This is a genomic window from Mesorhizobium sp. P160927 (assembly GCF_057766385.1).
Genome location: NZ_JBYMDW010000001.1, coordinates 1,035,793 through 1,048,651, shown reverse-complemented (window position 1 = coordinate 1,048,651; position 12,859 = coordinate 1,035,793). Strand labels below are relative to the sequence as shown.

The 12,859-nt window shown below is 63.6% G+C and carries 18 protein-coding genes and 1 pseudogene; 4 read left to right on the top strand and 15 right to left on the bottom strand.

Annotated features, from left to right (window positions below; translation table 11 throughout):
* Window positions 1-223 precede the first annotated feature (223 nt).
* On the bottom strand, window positions 224-1,129 hold the full coding sequence (gcvA, locus tag AC3CB8_RS05345; protein WP_023781853.1) for a transcriptional regulator GcvA: 906 nt from the start codon (window positions 1,127-1,129) through the stop codon (window positions 224-226).
* A 110-nt stretch (window positions 1,130-1,239) separates the two neighbouring features.
* Here gcvA and AC3CB8_RS05340 point away from each other — a divergent pair, with 110 nt between their 5' ends.
* Window positions 1,240-1,425 carry a hypothetical protein gene (locus tag AC3CB8_RS05340; RefSeq protein WP_023772212.1) on the top strand — a complete coding sequence of 62 codons (186 nt, stop codon included), beginning with the start codon at window positions 1,240-1,242 and terminating at the stop codon, window positions 1,423-1,425.
* Window positions 1,426-1,450: 25 nt separating this feature from the next.
* Here the strand turns inward: AC3CB8_RS05340 and AC3CB8_RS05335 are convergent, their stop codons facing one another.
* Window positions 1,451-2,410 (bottom strand): sugar-binding transcriptional regulator, encoded by a 960-nt coding sequence (locus tag AC3CB8_RS05335; protein WP_023772211.1) that lies wholly within the window; start codon window positions 2,408-2,410, stop codon window positions 1,451-1,453.
* A 242-nt stretch (window positions 2,411-2,652) separates the two neighbouring features.
* On the opposite strand from AC3CB8_RS05335, the gene AC3CB8_RS05330 reads away from it, so the two are divergent.
* Window positions 2,653-3,285 (top strand): HAD family hydrolase, encoded by a 633-nt coding sequence (locus AC3CB8_RS05330; protein WP_352563323.1) that lies wholly within the window; start codon window positions 2,653-2,655, stop codon window positions 3,283-3,285.
* 3 nt (window positions 3,286-3,288) lie between these two features.
* Here AC3CB8_RS05330 and AC3CB8_RS05325 read toward each other — a convergent pair whose 3' ends face one another.
* From AC3CB8_RS05325 to ureC, 9 genes and pseudogenes are all read right to left on the bottom strand, one after another.
* Entirely contained in the window at window positions 3,289-4,056 is a 768-nt protein-coding gene (locus tag AC3CB8_RS05325) for a class II aldolase and adducin N-terminal domain-containing protein (protein WP_023781855.1), read from the bottom strand.
* 81 nt (window positions 4,057-4,137) lie between these two features.
* The gene (ureG, locus tag AC3CB8_RS05320; RefSeq protein WP_023781856.1) at window positions 4,138-4,779 is read right to left on the bottom strand and encodes an urease accessory protein UreG; all 642 of its coding nucleotides are present in this window, start codon (window positions 4,777-4,779) and stop codon (window positions 4,138-4,140) included.
* Complete coding sequence (locus AC3CB8_RS05315) at window positions 4,776-5,216, bottom strand: DUF3995 domain-containing protein (protein WP_352563324.1); 441 nt, start codon at window positions 5,214-5,216, stop codon at window positions 4,776-4,778. Before AC3CB8_RS05315 ends, ureG begins: the two co-directional genes overlap by 4 nt.
* Window positions 5,213-5,884 (bottom strand): urease accessory protein UreF, encoded by a 672-nt coding sequence (locus tag AC3CB8_RS05310; protein ID WP_352552955.1) that lies wholly within the window; start codon window positions 5,882-5,884, stop codon window positions 5,213-5,215. The genes AC3CB8_RS05315 and AC3CB8_RS05310 overlap by 4 nt, the downstream gene beginning before the upstream one ends.
* The gene (locus AC3CB8_RS05305) at window positions 5,877-6,488 is read right to left on the bottom strand and encodes an urease accessory protein UreE (protein ID WP_023781859.1); all 612 of its coding nucleotides are present in this window, start codon (window positions 6,486-6,488) and stop codon (window positions 5,877-5,879) included. Before AC3CB8_RS05305 ends, AC3CB8_RS05310 begins: the two co-directional genes overlap by 8 nt.
* Window positions 6,489-6,558: 70 nt before the next feature.
* Window positions 6,559-7,194 (bottom strand): glutathione S-transferase family protein, encoded by a 636-nt coding sequence (locus tag AC3CB8_RS05300; protein WP_352594882.1) that lies wholly within the window; start codon window positions 7,192-7,194, stop codon window positions 6,559-6,561.
* Window positions 7,195-7,240: 46 nt separating this feature from the next.
* The gene (locus AC3CB8_RS05295; RefSeq protein WP_023781861.1) at window positions 7,241-7,810 is read right to left on the bottom strand and encodes a hypothetical protein; all 570 of its coding nucleotides are present in this window, start codon (window positions 7,808-7,810) and stop codon (window positions 7,241-7,243) included.
* 130 nt (window positions 7,811-7,940) lie between these two features.
* Window positions 7,941-8,183 (bottom strand): annotated as a pseudogene (locus tag AC3CB8_RS05290) (DUF29 domain-containing protein); the annotation flags it as partial.
* Between the two features lie 206 nt (window positions 8,184-8,389).
* The gene (gene ureC / locus AC3CB8_RS05285) at window positions 8,390-10,102 is read right to left on the bottom strand and encodes an urease subunit alpha (RefSeq protein ID WP_031240284.1); all 1,713 of its coding nucleotides are present in this window, start codon (window positions 10,100-10,102) and stop codon (window positions 8,390-8,392) included.
* Between the two features lie 167 nt (window positions 10,103-10,269).
* Here ureC and AC3CB8_RS05280 point away from each other — a divergent pair, with 167 nt between their 5' ends.
* Window positions 10,270-10,647 carry a hypothetical protein gene (locus AC3CB8_RS05280; RefSeq protein ID WP_023772201.1) on the top strand — a complete coding sequence of 126 codons (378 nt, stop codon included), beginning with the start codon at window positions 10,270-10,272 and terminating at the stop codon, window positions 10,645-10,647.
* A gap of 114 nt (window positions 10,648-10,761) precedes the next feature.
* Window positions 10,762-11,268, top strand: a complete 507-nt coding sequence (locus tag AC3CB8_RS05275; RefSeq protein WP_352563326.1) for a hypothetical protein — start codon at window positions 10,762-10,764, stop codon at window positions 11,266-11,268.
* Window positions 11,269-11,342: 74 nt separating this feature from the next.
* Here AC3CB8_RS05275 and AC3CB8_RS05270 read toward each other — a convergent pair whose 3' ends face one another.
* From AC3CB8_RS05270 to AC3CB8_RS05255, 4 genes are read right to left on the bottom strand one after another with little or no spacing between them, the layout of a single operon-like run.
* Window positions 11,343-11,648 carry an urease subunit beta gene (locus AC3CB8_RS05270; RefSeq protein WP_352563327.1) on the bottom strand — a complete coding sequence of 102 codons (306 nt, stop codon included), beginning with the start codon at window positions 11,646-11,648 and terminating at the stop codon, window positions 11,343-11,345.
* Window positions 11,649-11,654: 6 nt separating this feature from the next.
* Window positions 11,655-12,242 (bottom strand): HupE/UreJ family protein, encoded by a 588-nt coding sequence (locus AC3CB8_RS05265; RefSeq protein WP_023781863.1) that lies wholly within the window; start codon window positions 12,240-12,242, stop codon window positions 11,655-11,657.
* A gap of 25 nt (window positions 12,243-12,267) precedes the next feature.
* Window positions 12,268-12,522, bottom strand: coding sequence for a DUF1272 domain-containing protein (locus tag AC3CB8_RS05260; RefSeq protein ID WP_023781864.1), 255 nt, complete (start codon window positions 12,520-12,522; stop codon window positions 12,268-12,270).
* A 12-nt stretch (window positions 12,523-12,534) separates the two neighbouring features.
* Entirely contained in the window at window positions 12,535-12,837 is a 303-nt protein-coding gene (locus tag AC3CB8_RS05255; protein WP_023772196.1) for an urease subunit gamma, read from the bottom strand.
* Between the last annotated feature and the right edge of the window lie 22 nt (window positions 12,838-12,859).

Here is a 12,859-nt window from a genome sequence, read left to right as displayed (position 1 = left end):
CCCATAAACCAAGTTGAGCATTTGCCTTGGTTGTGAGCAATTACTCACTTAGTCTTAATTATGTCAAGCCGGATTCGATGCTGCAGCGCAGCACACGGCCGGGAATGGGCGGAGGTTCGGCGACAGCGCTCGGATTGCTGCGGCTGGCGTCCAGGCAGCGGGGTCAAAGCCTCTCGAACGGCTATCGTTTGTTGCCCCGGTCTGACGTCAGCTTATGTGCCGGTCAGCAGGCGATCTCAGCCAGCAGCCAGTCGCGGAAGGCGCGGATCTTGGGCACGTTGCGGCGCGCCTCGGGGTAGACCAGCCAGTAGGCGTGCCCGTCGTCGCCGACCAGGTCGAATGGCTGGATCAGCCGGCCGTCGGCGAGTTCGGCCTTGAACAGCGCCCGGGTCAGGATCGCCACGCCATGGCCCGATATGGCCGCGTTGGCTTCGTAGGCCTGCGCGCCCATGCTGCTGCCGGGCCGCTTGGCAAGGTCGTGGCTGTGCACGCCGGCGGCCTCGAACCACTGCGTCCACCAGATGTCGCTTGGGTCGAGGATCGGCAGCTTGAGCAGATCGGCCGGCTCGTTGATGCCGCCGATGCTCGCCGCGAGCTTCGGGCTCAGCATCGGCGTAAAATCCGCGTCGAGCAGCTTGTGGGCTTCCAGCCCCGGCCATTTGCCGCCGCCCGAACGGATGGCGAGGTCGACATCCTCGCGGGCGAAATCGGTCAGCCGGCTCGACGTGTCGAGCCGCACGGCAAGGGACGGATGCGCGATCTGGAATGCGCCCAGATGGTGCGCCAGCCAGTTCGAGGCAAAGGTCAGCACCGTGGTGACGCACAACAACCCGTCGGCGCCACCGCGCGCGGCGGCGTAGGCTTGGCTAAGAATGGCAAAGGCCTCGCTGACCGCCGGCGCCAGGCGCTGGCCGGCTTCGGTCAGTTCGATCTGTCGCGGCCGGCGCAGGAACAGCGGAGCGCCGACGCGATCCTCCAGCACCTTGATCTGATAGCTGACCGCCGCCTGCGTCATGGCGAGCTCCCCGGCGGCCTTGGTGAAGGAAAGATGCCGCGCCACAGCCTCGAACACCCGGATCGCCTGCAATGGCGGCAGCTGCGAAACCTGTGGCGCGCTGAGGTCAGGCATAAAACCTCCTTATGGGTCGTTATCGACGTTCGATTGGCAAAAGCGGCCGGCAAGGCCGACATTCATCCTCAACCCGTCATTCGGGTTCAGGATAACGAAGGTTGACGATCATGACCATGGCGCAGCAAAAATGCACTCCCGCTCCCGATCATCGCTGGATTTCGTGGCTTGCGGACGGATTTGGCTGGTTCGCGACCAGAAAAAGGGCGCATCTCGACATCAGGGACCTGTCGCCGCATCTGCAGCGCGACCTCGGTTTCCTCGATGGCAACGATCCTTTCGGCCGGCACCAATAGCCTTGCTGGCTTTATCGCGAAGCCGTCAAATGCTGGCCAGCAGGGCGGCCGCCGTCCGCTCGTCGGTGATGAGCCCGTTGACCAGCCGTCGGTTGACCGCCGCCATGATGCCGGGCAGCTTGCGCTCGCCCATGGCGAGCGCGATCACCAGCGACTTCTCGCGCGACGGCAGCGCCGCCGACGACACCCGGTCATTGGTAATGCCGTCGATCATACGGCCCTCGCGATCGAACACCCAGCCAACGATTTCAGCGACGCCGCCGGCCTTCTGCAAGGCTTTCAGTTCGCTTTCGGAAATGAAGCCATCCTCGTAGAGCGGCGCCTTCGGGCCAAGGTCGCCGATACCGATGAAGGTGACGTCGGCCTCCGCCGCAAGCACCAGTGTCGGCTGGATCATCGGCTGGGCGAGCAGCATCTCGCGCTCCTGCGGCGAGGAGGCGATGACCGGCAGCGGCATTGGGAAGGACCGCGCCTTGACCCTGTCGGCCATGGTGAAAATGACGTTGTAGAAAGCGGCCGAGCCATCGGGCGAGATGTTGCCGGTCAAGGACACCACCTTGTGCTGCGGGCATTCCATCGGCGGCAATTGTTCGATCGCCGCCTTCAGCGTGCGTCCAGTGCCGATGCCCATGACGATCGGCGTTGGCGACCGCAACCGCCGCTCGATCTCGGCGGCCGCCGCTTCGGCGATGCCGATGGTGGTGGAGGATGAATTGGGATCGCTCGGCACCACCTCGACCAGGTCGAGCGCAAAGCGCGATTTCAGCCGCGCGGCAAGATCCAGGCAGTTGGCGATCGGATGATCGACGCGGACCTTGATCAGGCCTTCCGACACCGCCAGCGACACCAGCCGCTGCGCCGTCTGCCTCGAGATGCCGAGCGTGGCGGCTATCTGGTCCTGTGTGTTGCCGGCAACATAATACAGCCAGCCGGCGCGCGCGGCGTCGTCCAGCCTGTTGCTGCCGCTGTCCTGCCGGGTATTCACGTCCTGCCTCCCGAAACCGCCGATCATCAGGCGGTCGTATCAGTTTCGCAGGGAATGATCGCCTGCGCAATTGTCAATCTCAAGAGCAAATGCTTGCGCCGAAGCGGCGGTGGTTCTCCGCCAGCATTCCTATCGGAGAAAGCGCGGCGGGTCCGTTTTACCATCTGGAAGCATGTTCAATTGCAGCCAAAGGTTTATCTCATGGCGCAAACCCTTTAAGGGATCGCAAAAAGGAGCGCTTCATGACACCGAAGGCGGTTTTCTGGGACATGGACGGCACGCTGGTCGACAGCGAACCGCTGCACGAGGCAGCCCTCATCGCAGCGATGCGCAACGCCGGCCTCACGCCACCGGCTGATCTGCATGAGCGCGTGCTCGGCGTCGCTGCCTGGCCGGTCTACGAAATGATGCGCGACGAGTTCGGCCTGCGACTGCCCTTCGACGAATGGATCGTTCACAAATATGAGCATTACCTGCCGCTAGTCGAAGGGCTGAAGCCGCGCCCAGGCGCCATCGAGGTCTTCAAGGAGTTGCGCGCGCTCGGCGTGCAGCAGGCAGTGGTCTCAAACTCGGATCGGATGATCGTCGACGCCAATCTGCATATGGTCGGGCTGACCTACCCCGGCATGAAGACGATCAGCCGCAACGATGTGCGGGAAGGCAAGCCGCACGCAGAGCCTTTCCTTCGCGCCGCCTATCTGGCCGACGTCGATCCCGCGCACGCCGTCGCGGTCGACGACAGCTGGCCGGGCGCCATGGCGGGCCTGGCGGCGGGAATGACGACGATCTTCTGGCCTGAAAAGCCGATGGAAGGACCGCCCGGCGCCATTGTCATCAACAGCGCCGGGGAATTGCGGGCTCAGCTCGGACTGTAGCCTTCAGTTCCGGTACACCGGCTCCTGCTCGTCGAGGATCGCTTTCAACTCGGCGAGATGACGTTCGGCCTGACCGGGATAGTCGTCCATCTCGCTCGCCGCCTTCTCGGCGATCGCGTCGGACAGGGTGCGCAGCGGCCGGCCGGTCCACAGCGCCTTGATATAGGTCTCGGCGGCACGCTCGAAATAAAACATGCGGTTGAAGGCGTCGGCGACGGTGTCGCCGATGACCAGCACGCCATGGTTGCCCATCACCATCACCTTGACCTTAGGGTCGGCGAGAAGCTGCGAGCAGCGCTCGCCCTCTTCCTCGAAGGCCAGCCCGCCATAATGCGCGTCGACGACGTGACGCTTGAAGAACATCGCCGAATTCTGGTCGATTGGCGGCAGCGTCGAGTCGGCAAGCGAGGCCAGCACGGTGGCGTGGATCGAGTGGACGTGCATGACGCAGCGCGCGTGCGGCACATTGCGATGGACGGCGCCGTGCAGACCCCATGCCGTCGGGTCTGGCGCATTCGGCCCAGAAAGCGTCTCGGGGTCGTTGGCGTCGATTTCGATCAGGTCACTCGCCTTGATACGCGAGAAATGCACCTGGTTCGGGTTCATCAGGAACCTGGTGCCGTCGTCGTTAACCGCCAGCGAGAAATGGTTGGCCACCGCTTCGTGCATGTTGAGCCGCGCCGTCCAGCGGAAGGCGCAGGCGAGATCGACGCGCTCCTCGTAGAAGGGCAGGTTGGTCAGCGTTTCCTTCTGCAGGCGGGCGATGCTCATCGTAAAAGATCCTCCGGTTTGATCCAGAATGCCGCGCGCCGCTGGTGCCCGCAACCGCTTTCGCTTGGTGCAGAAAGTCGGTTATGCCGCCGTGCTTGCGGCGCCAACGGTTCGCAGTCCGCCGTGCTCGACGATGAAATCGATCACCTCCCGCAGGCCCTTGCCGCGCGAAAGATCGGTGAAGCCGAACGGTCGCTTGCCGCGCATGCGGCCGGCGTCGCTCTCCATGACATCGAGATTGACGTTCACATAGGGCGCTAGGTCGCTCTTGTTGATAACCAGGAAATCGGACCGCGTGATCGCCGGGCCTCCTTTGCGCGGGATTTCTTCGCCTTGGCAGACCGAGATGACGTAGAGCGTGAGATCCGCAAGATCCGGCGAGAAAGTGGCTGCAAGGTTGTCGCCACCGGATTCGATGAAGATGATGTCGAGGTCGGGAAATTTGCGGTTGAGCTCGGCGATCGCCTGCAGATTGATCGAGGCATCCTCGCGGATGGCGGTGTGCGGGCAGCCCCCGGTCTCGACACCGACGATGCGGTCCTCCGGCAGCGCCTGCAGCCGGGCCAGCATCATGGCGTCCTCCCTGGTGTAGATATCGTTGGTGACGACGGCGATGGAAAACTCGTCGCGCAGCGCCTTGCAGAGTTTTTCGGTGAGCGTCGTCTTGCCGGAGCCGACGGGGCCGCCAATGCCAACACGAAGTGGGCCGTTGGGTTGTGTCATATCGGGAACTCCATGATGGCAAGAACGGCGAAGCCGAGCCCGATCAACAGGCACAGCGGCGAATAGAGACTGGTATCGAGCCGCGCGAAAGGCTGTTGCGGCGCCAGCCGGCGCCACCAGGGCGTGAAACCGGCAGTGCCGCGCCCCAGGAACACCAGCCCGATCAGCATCGCGGTGGCTGCGAGGCCCTGCTTGGGAAACGGCGAGGCAAAGAAACCGATGAGCGCCAGCGGCCACAGCGTTGCCAGGCCGAGGCACGCGGCAACGGCGAAACTGGCGAACGGCGTCGGCATTTCGTCGACGCCGCGAAACCCGAGGACAGCGTGGGCGCAGGACGCCGTGTCCCTGCCTGGCCAGACGCCGCCGATGCCCCAATAGACATGCAGTGCCGTGATCAGCAGCAGGACGAAGGAGAGGACGAAGGCGAGGAGGATCATGAGCGGAACAGTCGCGAATACTGGGTTTCGTGCTTCATCGCCATGACGTCGGAGACGAAGGCGCAGCCGCCAAGGTCGTCCAATGTCGAGCGGGACACGCGGGCAGCGGTCGAGAGCGCCAGCGGCTCGAAACCCGCGAGCAGCGTCGTCGCCTCGTTCTGACCGATCATGCCGAGCCGGATCGCGGCCTGGACGAGGTTGGAGAAGAAGGCTTGCAGGAAGGCGGACAGCGCGTCGTGCAGCGCAATGCCATTGCCGCCGGCGACAGCCCCGACTGCGATGCAGTAGGCGCATTGCGCCGGCAAGCGCTCCAGCACGGCATTGGGCCAGGCGGCGGCTGCTTTGAGGAAGGCCGCGCCTTGCAGCATGGTCTCGGCGTGGCGCTCGCGCGAGCCGGCCAGCGCCTCGGCCAGTGCCACAACCTCAGCCAGATCGCCCCCTTCGCTAGCGCGGCGCCAGCTTTCGGCGAACAGCACGGCATCGTTCCAGCCCGAGCCCATCTCGACCAGCGTCTCCAGCCAGCCGGCAAGGCCGGCGGCATCGGTCACCATTCCATCGTGCACCGCGCGCTCGAGGCCATGGCTGTAGGCAAAGCCGCCGACCGGAAAGGCCGGCGACAGCCACGCCATCAGCCGCAGCACGGCGATGCCGGACGGCTGGTCAGTCATGATCATGGTGGCCGGCATGACTATGCGAATGGGAATGCGATTCGCTGTGTGAATGGGAGTGTGCCTCACCGTGGCTATGGGCATGCGCCTCGGCATGGCTGTGATCGTGGCCGTGATCATGTCCATGTCCACCACCATGGCCGGAATAGGCGCCGCGCACCGGCTTGAACGGTTCGGAAACCTCGTCCACCGTGGCGCCAAGCCCCTCTAGCATGGCCTTGATGACATGGTCGCGCAGGATGACGATGCGGTCCGCCTCGATGCCGGCGGCGAGATGGCGGTTGCCGATATGCCAGGCGAGTTCGGCGAGATGCACGGCGTCGCGGGCGCGGATGTCATAGATCTCTTCGGGCGCCGCGATGATCTCGATATGGCCGCCATCCTCCAGCACCAGGCGGTCGCCATCGTTGAGGGCAACAGGTTCGGGCAGGTCGACCAGCACCTTGCCGCCGTCGGCAAGTTCGATGGCCCGGCGGCGCAGATGCCGCTCGTCATGGGCCAGAACCGCACGGCCGGATGGTACCGTGGCCCCCGCACTGCCAGCGGTCAGCACCGAGACGGCGCGCGGGAATTTAGTGAAGTCGGTGTTGAGGTTGAGCTTCATTTCGTCGAGCCTCCGTTAGAGCGCCGCGCGTCCTCTTGGACGCGCAAAGGACGCTCTAATACTTTTGAATCTATGCATCGTGCTTTCCCAAAATCGATTCCGATTTTGGGGCCGATGCATCGGCCTGCGCCCGCGCACGGGCGGGCCGCGCCAGCACGCGGTCGAGATAAGCGTTGACGCGCTCGGACTCGATCGGGAATTTTCCGGCGCGGGCCCAGCCGCCCATGTCACCGAGCAGCACGTCGACGGCGGAAAAGCGGTCACCGAGGGCGAAGGGCTTGTCGCCGAGCCGGCGCTCCAGCGCCTTGACCTCCGTGGCGAAGTCAAAGGCCGCGGCAGGACCGACATCGACCCGCACGTCCCTGGGCAGGAGGAAACGGTGTCGCAATTTGTTCCACAGCGGCGCCTCGAACTCGCTCTGGGCAAAATGCATCCAGGAATCCATTTCGGCGCGGCCAGCGAGACCGGGATTGGCGCCCATCCCTTTGTCTGCGTGCTTGTCGGCGAGATAGACACAGATCGCCGCCGAATCCGTCACCGTCAGCTCGTCGTCGGTGAGGACAGGCACCTTGCCCGACGGATTGAGCGCATAGGCTTCCGGAGAGCGCAGCTTGACCTCGACGAATGCGTAGGGCTGCCCGAGTTCCTCGAGCATCCAGAGGACGCGGCTGACCCGGGATCCGCGCGATCCAATGGCCTTGTACATCGTTGAACCCTGCCTTTCCCCGGGAACTCTAGACCATCGGCTGATGTCATACGATCGTGTCGAACAGCCGCGGGATGAACGATATCTGGTAGATCAGAGCGGCCGCGACGAAGGCGATGTGGAAACGGCGGTCACGCACCAGGATCGCGACGATGCACAGTGGATATTCGTTGCCGAAGCGGGCGAAATGCTCCGGACCTTTCAATAGCGTGTCGATCACGTCGAGCAGATAGGTTGCCGCCAGCAGTCCGAAGAACCAGGCGCGGCGCGAATAGAAGAAATCCTCGTAGCTGGTGTAGTCGAGCATCGAATCCGGAAACAGCAACGCGCAGAGCAGGAACAGGGTGATCGCGTAGAAAATGATGAACAGGTACTTGCCGAAGGTCCAGGTTTCGATGGCATAGAGGCCGAACTCCCACCACCAGATATGGACCAGCATCAGCAGCACCGAAGCGACCCAGGCCAGATGCACCGTATAGAGCCGGTATTGGGCGGGATGCTGGACGATGCGCGCTACCCCCGACAGCAGGCGCGCGACGCCGAGCCCGATCACCATGCCCATGACGATGCGGATATGTGGGAAGATGTCGTGGGGGGAGGCTATTTCGCTTGCCATCGGCCTTAACAAGAAATGCGGCGAGCTTAAACTCGCAGAAAGCTGTCCATTGAAAGCGGGGCGACCGGCTAAAATCGCCATCAAGCGCCTGTTTGGCTGTATATGGCGGTTCGCTCGGAAGATGGGGTTTTCTTAAGCCCGTCTCTCTTACCGCCACAGGTAAAGCGTCGCGGTATGCCTCGTCCAAAACCTGCGAAGCATAGCGGCGAAGGCTTGGGCTGTCCTTGATGATATTACCAATCCAGATACGCTGTTCCGTTATCGATGCTTGCCAACCGTGGCATCTGTGGGCTGGTTGGAATTCCCATTTCAGGAGGTGCGCAATCAATACCTCCGTCCTGCTGCGGATTTCCCGTCTGTCGCCCCTCCCCAAGCTCTCGATCTCCTCAGCCAGATTCTCTCGATCCAAGCTCGGCAAAGCGCCCCTCGCGCAGCAGTGGGCTTTGCTCAGCGCACCATTGCACGAAGTCCGTTTCGTACGGTGTTGATGCTCGAAGGCGATCAATCTTATTCATGGGAACATCATGCCCCAGTTTGCGAAAATCGCAACGAATCACTCAGGGCTGCATATCGCTCCGATCAAAACAGAAAGTACCTTTGCGCCATCGGCAGCACGGTCGCCGGCTCGCAGGTCAAGAGTTCGCCATCGGCGCGAACTTCGTAGGTTTCCGGATCGACCTCGATTTGCGGCGTGGCGTCGTTGAGCACCATCGAGTGCTTGCCGATGCCGCCGCGCGTGTTTTCGACGGCGACGAACTGCTTGTCGACACCGAGCCGGCCGTGCAAACCGGACTCGAGTGCGGCCTTCGAAACGAAGGTCACCGACGAATTGGTGCGGGCTTTGCCATAGGCGCCGAACATCGGCCGGTAGTGCATCGGCTGCGGCGTCGGGATCGAGGCATTGGGGTCGCCCATCGGGGCGGCCGCGATCATGCCGCCGATCAGCACCATGTCCGGCTTGACGCCGAAGAAGGCCGGGTTCCACAGCACCAGATCGGCGCGTTTGCCGATCGCGATCGAGCCGATGTCCTTCGACAGGCCATGCGCGATGGCCGGATTGATGGTGTATTTGGCGATGTAGCGGCGGACGCGGAAATTGTCGTTGTCGCCCGTCTCCTGCGGCAATGACCCGCGCTGGCGCTTCATCTTGTCGGCCGTCTGCCAGGTGCGGATCGCCACCTCGCCGACGCGACCCATGGCCTGGCTGTCCGACGAGATGATCGAGAAGGCGCCGATGTCGTGCAGGATGTCCTCGGCCGCGATGGTCTCCTTGCGGATGCGGCTTTCGGCGAAGGCGATGTCCTCGGGGATCGACGGCGACAGATGGTGGCAGACCATAAGCATATCGAGATGCTCGGCCAATGTGTTGACCGTGTAGGGCCTCGTCGGGTTTGTCGAGGACGGGATGACGTTGGGCAGGCCGCAGACCTTGATGATATCAGGCGCATGGCCGCCACCGGCGCCCTCGGTGTGGAAGGCATGGATGGTGCGGCCCTTGATGGCCGCCACCGTGTTCTCGACAAAGCCGCTCTCGTTGAGCGTGTCGGTGTGGATCATCACCTGCACATCGTAATCGTCTGCGACCGACAGGCAGCAGTCGATCGCTGCCGGCGTCGTGCCCCAGTCCTCGTGCAGCTTGAGCGAGCAGGCGCCGCCCAGCACCATCTCCTCGAGAGCGGCTGGCAGCGAGGCATTGCCCTTGCCCGACAGGCCAATGTTCATCGGGAAGGCGTCGAAGGACTGGATCATGCGTGCCATGTGCCACGGCCCCGGTGTGCAGGTCGTGGCCAGCGTGCCGTGCGCTGGGCCGGTCCCGCCGCCGAGCATGGTGGTGATGCCCGACATCAGCGCTTCCTCGATCTGCTGCGGGCAGATGAAGTGGATATGCGCGTCGAAGCCGCCCGGGGTCAGGATCTTGCCCTCGCCCGCGATGATTTCCGTGCCGGGGCCGATGATGATGGTGACGCCATCCTGCGTATCCGGATTGCCGGCCTTGCCGATGGCCGCGATGCGGCCATCCCTCAAGCCTATATCGGCCTTGAAGATGCCGGCGCTGGCATCGATCACCAGCGCATTGGTGATGACGGTGTCGACCGCACCTTGGGCACGGGAAACCTGGCTCTGACCCATGCCGTCGCGAATGACCTTGCCGCCGCCGAATTTCACCTCCTCGCCATGGATGGTGAAATCCTTCTCGACCTCGATGAAGAGTTCGGTGTCCGCGAGCCGCACCCTGTCGCCGACCGTCGGGCCATACATCTGGGCGTAGGCGGCACGCGTTAGTCTGGCCATCAGCGGTTGCTCCCGAAATGCGGTGTGATTGAAGCCGGGCTGCACATTGCCGCCCTCCAATGGTCACGCAATGACCCGCTAGGCGACACCTTCTGAACCCATTTGGCGGTTGAGGTTGAAGGGTCACCCCAAAACGACCGTTTGCCAAATCGATGGAAGGAAAATCCATGCGCAAAACGACAATTCTTGCAGCCGCCGCCAGCCTGATGCTGGCGGGTGCCGCCAGCGCCCAGCAACAGCCCGCGCAACAGCCCGCTCCCTCTACGCCGGCTCCAGCCGCGCCCGGGGGTCAGCAGGCCGCGCCGGCGATCCAGAGCGTCAACGTGATCGACATCAGCGAGTTGCCGAAGGACACCCAGACGCAGGTCAACCAGGTCATCGCGCAGCGTGGCGATGCCGGCCTGCAGAAATTGCGCAGTTCGATCGATGCCACCCCCAAGGTGAAATCCGCCCTCCAGGCCAAGGGAATGACGTCGGCCCAGGTGGTCGCGGCCAGCATGGAGCCGAACGGCGCGCTGACCCTGATCACCAAGAAAGCCGGCTGACCAACCGGCGCGGCGGACCGGTATCCGGTCCGCCCACCGAACCCGACAGGGAACCGTGACAGGGCTGGGGACGTTTGGTTTCAAAGGTCTTGAAGCAAACTGCGAAAGCGAACGATGACCCTCGACGCCCTGCCCGATGCCAGATGCGATGCGCGATGGTTGCATGTCATTGCCGCGGCAGCGTTTCTGGCGGCGAGTGTACCACAGGCGGCGCTCAACGCGCAGGGCCTGAAGAGTCCTGAGACCGTCGACCGCATCGTCGGATCGCAAGTCAACCAGGAAGAGGCCAAGGCGACAGCTGAAATCGGAAAAGTCAGTTCGGCGATCGACCGCACACGCGAAAACATCAGCACGGTCCGCAAGACGTCCAAACTCGACAAGGTCGATATCGTGTTCCTCACCGACGCGGCGCGCAGCGAAGGCGGCCCGCCGCCAGCCATCGAGAACAAGGTTCGGCAGCATCTGGACGATCTCAGCGAGTTGCGCAAGGAGATCGAGGCGAACGCCCTGCTTTTCAATGCTCTCGATTCTCGGCGCGTGCTTGCGCAGGACGTTCTCGCCGTGGAGTTCGATGATCCCGGAAAGATCGTCATCTATGCGGCCGCCAAGCCATCGGGCTGAGCCGCGCGCGGAGCTTGCGTTCATGCATGCCCTGAAGCCGCCCACTGGCCCTGCGCGCCACGCATAAAAAGCCCTCACAGCTTGCCCATCACCTTCTGCTGGAAGCCATGGATTTCACGCTTGCCGCCAAGCGGCACCAGCGTGACATCCCGTTCCTGCCCCGGCTCGAAACGCGTGGCGGTGCCGGCGGCTATGTCGAGGCGCATGCCGCGCGCCCGTTCACGATCGAATTTCAGCGCCTCATTGGTTTCGTAGAAATGGTAGTGGCTGCCGACCTGGACCGGCCGGTCGCCACCGTTGGCCACTTTCAGGATGACGGTCGGCAGACCCTTGTTGAGCTCTATGTCGCCTTGAACGGGGATGATTTCGCCTGGGATCATGGGATCTCACACGATGCCGAAGGCGAGGCCGACGCCGATCGCCGCGCAGGCGGCGCCCGTGATGCGGGCCACGCCGCGTGACCTCATGCCGAGGCCAAGCCCGACGGCGATGCCGATGGCATGGAGCAGCACGGTGGCTACGGCAAAACCGACCATATATTCGAGGCCGCCGGCATTTTCGGGCACTTCCGTGCCATGGGCATGGCCGTGAAACAGCGCGAACAGGCCGATGATGGCGACACCGGCCGAAACGGGCAGATCGACCGCCAGCGCCACCAGCAGGCCGAGCGCCACGACGGAGGCCAGTATACCCGGCTCGACGAAGGGCAGCGGCACATGGGCCATGCCAAGAGCCGCGCCGCCCAACATGACGCCGACGAACGCCGCCGGCCAGACCCAGATCGCCTTGCCGCCCTTGAGGGCCGCCCACAGGCCGACGGCGAGCATCACCGTCATATGGTCTAGGCCCGACAACGGATGCGTGAAGCCGGCCATTGCGGAGGAGGTGGTGCCGATGCCGACATGGGCGTAGGCAGGGATCGCCGCCGCCACGAGCAGGATGGCCGAGAGGCACAGGCGTTTGACAGGGATCATTTTACTTGCCTTTCGTTTTGCGGTGTCACGCGGCCTTGCGGGGGCCGCAGCCCTCGGCCTTGAGCACGCGTTTGGTCGAAGCCGGATATTTCTTCAGCATCGCGGCGGGGCGGATCGGCCGCGCCGTAAAATTGCCGCCGCAGTTCGGGCAGACGCCACCAAGCACGTTTTCGACGCAGCCGGCGCAGAAGGTGCACTCGAAGGTGCATATCCGCGCATCCGTCGCTTCCGGCGGCAGATCCTTGTCGCAGCACTCACAGTTCGGGCGCAGTTCAAGCATGTCTGTCTCTCCTCACCGGATCGGTTCGTGCACGGTCACCAGCTTGGTGCCGTCGGGAAACGTCGCTTCCACCTGTACGTCGTGGATCATCTCGGCGATGCCTTCCATCACCTGGGCGCGGCTGACGACATGGGCGCCGGCCTCCATGAGATCGGCCACCGGGCGGCCATCGCGGGCGCCCTCGACGACGAAATCGGTGATCAGCGCGATCGCTTCCGGATGATTGAGCTTGACGCCGCGCTCCAGCCGCTTGCGCGCCACGATCGCCGCCATGGCGATCAGCAGCTTGTCCTTTTCCCTTGGCGTCAGGTTCATGCGTCATCCTGAAATGATGCGG

Bases quoted from the DNA above. Each gene is read 5' to 3' on its own strand.
- gcvA (WP_023781853.1), bottom strand. From the start codon at position 1,129: ATGCCTGACCTCAGCGCGCCACAGGTTTCGCAGCTGCCGCCATTGCAG.
- AC3CB8_RS05340 (WP_023772212.1), top strand. From the start codon at position 1,240: ATGACCATGGCGCAGCAAAAATGCACTCCCGCTCCCGATCATCGCTGG.
- AC3CB8_RS05330 (WP_352563323.1), top strand. From the start codon at position 2,653: ATGACACCGAAGGCGGTTTTCTGGGACATGGACGGCACGCTGGTCGAC.
- AC3CB8_RS05325 (WP_023781855.1), bottom strand. From the start codon at position 4,056: ATGAGCATCGCCCGCCTGCAGAAGGAAACGCTGACCAACCTGCCCTTC.
- ureG (WP_023781856.1), bottom strand. From the start codon at position 4,779: ATGACACAACCCAACGGCCCACTTCGTGTTGGCATTGGCGGCCCCGTC.
- AC3CB8_RS05315 (WP_352563324.1), bottom strand. From the start codon at position 5,216: ATGATCCTCCTCGCCTTCGTCCTCTCCTTCGTCCTGCTGCTGATCACG.
- AC3CB8_RS05310 (WP_352552955.1), bottom strand. From the start codon at position 5,884: ATGACTGACCAGCCGTCCGGCATCGCCGTGCTGCGGCTGATGGCGTGG.
- AC3CB8_RS05305 (WP_023781859.1), bottom strand. From the start codon at position 6,488: ATGAAGCTCAACCTCAACACCGACTTCACTAAATTCCCGCGCGCCGTC.
- AC3CB8_RS05300 (WP_352594882.1), bottom strand. From the start codon at position 7,194: ATGTACAAGGCCATTGGATCGCGCGGATCCCGGGTCAGCCGCGTCCTC.
- AC3CB8_RS05295 (WP_023781861.1), bottom strand. From the start codon at position 7,810: ATGGCAAGCGAAATAGCCTCCCCCCACGACATCTTCCCACATATCCGC.
- ureC (WP_031240284.1), bottom strand. From the start codon at position 10,102: ATGGCCAGACTAACGCGTGCCGCCTACGCCCAGATGTATGGCCCGACG.
- AC3CB8_RS05280 (WP_023772201.1), top strand. From the start codon at position 10,270: ATGCGCAAAACGACAATTCTTGCAGCCGCCGCCAGCCTGATGCTGGCG.
- AC3CB8_RS05275 (WP_352563326.1), top strand. From the start codon at position 10,762: ATGACCCTCGACGCCCTGCCCGATGCCAGATGCGATGCGCGATGGTTG.
- AC3CB8_RS05270 (WP_352563327.1), bottom strand. From the start codon at position 11,648: ATGATCCCAGGCGAAATCATCCCCGTTCAAGGCGACATAGAGCTCAAC.
- AC3CB8_RS05265 (WP_023781863.1), bottom strand. From the start codon at position 12,242: ATGATCCCTGTCAAACGCCTGTGCCTCTCGGCCATCCTGCTCGTGGCG.
- AC3CB8_RS05260 (WP_023781864.1), bottom strand. From the start codon at position 12,522: ATGCTTGAACTGCGCCCGAACTGTGAGTGCTGCGACAAGGATCTGCCG.
- AC3CB8_RS05255 (WP_023772196.1), bottom strand. From the start codon at position 12,837: ATGAACCTGACGCCAAGGGAAAAGGACAAGCTGCTGATCGCCATGGCG.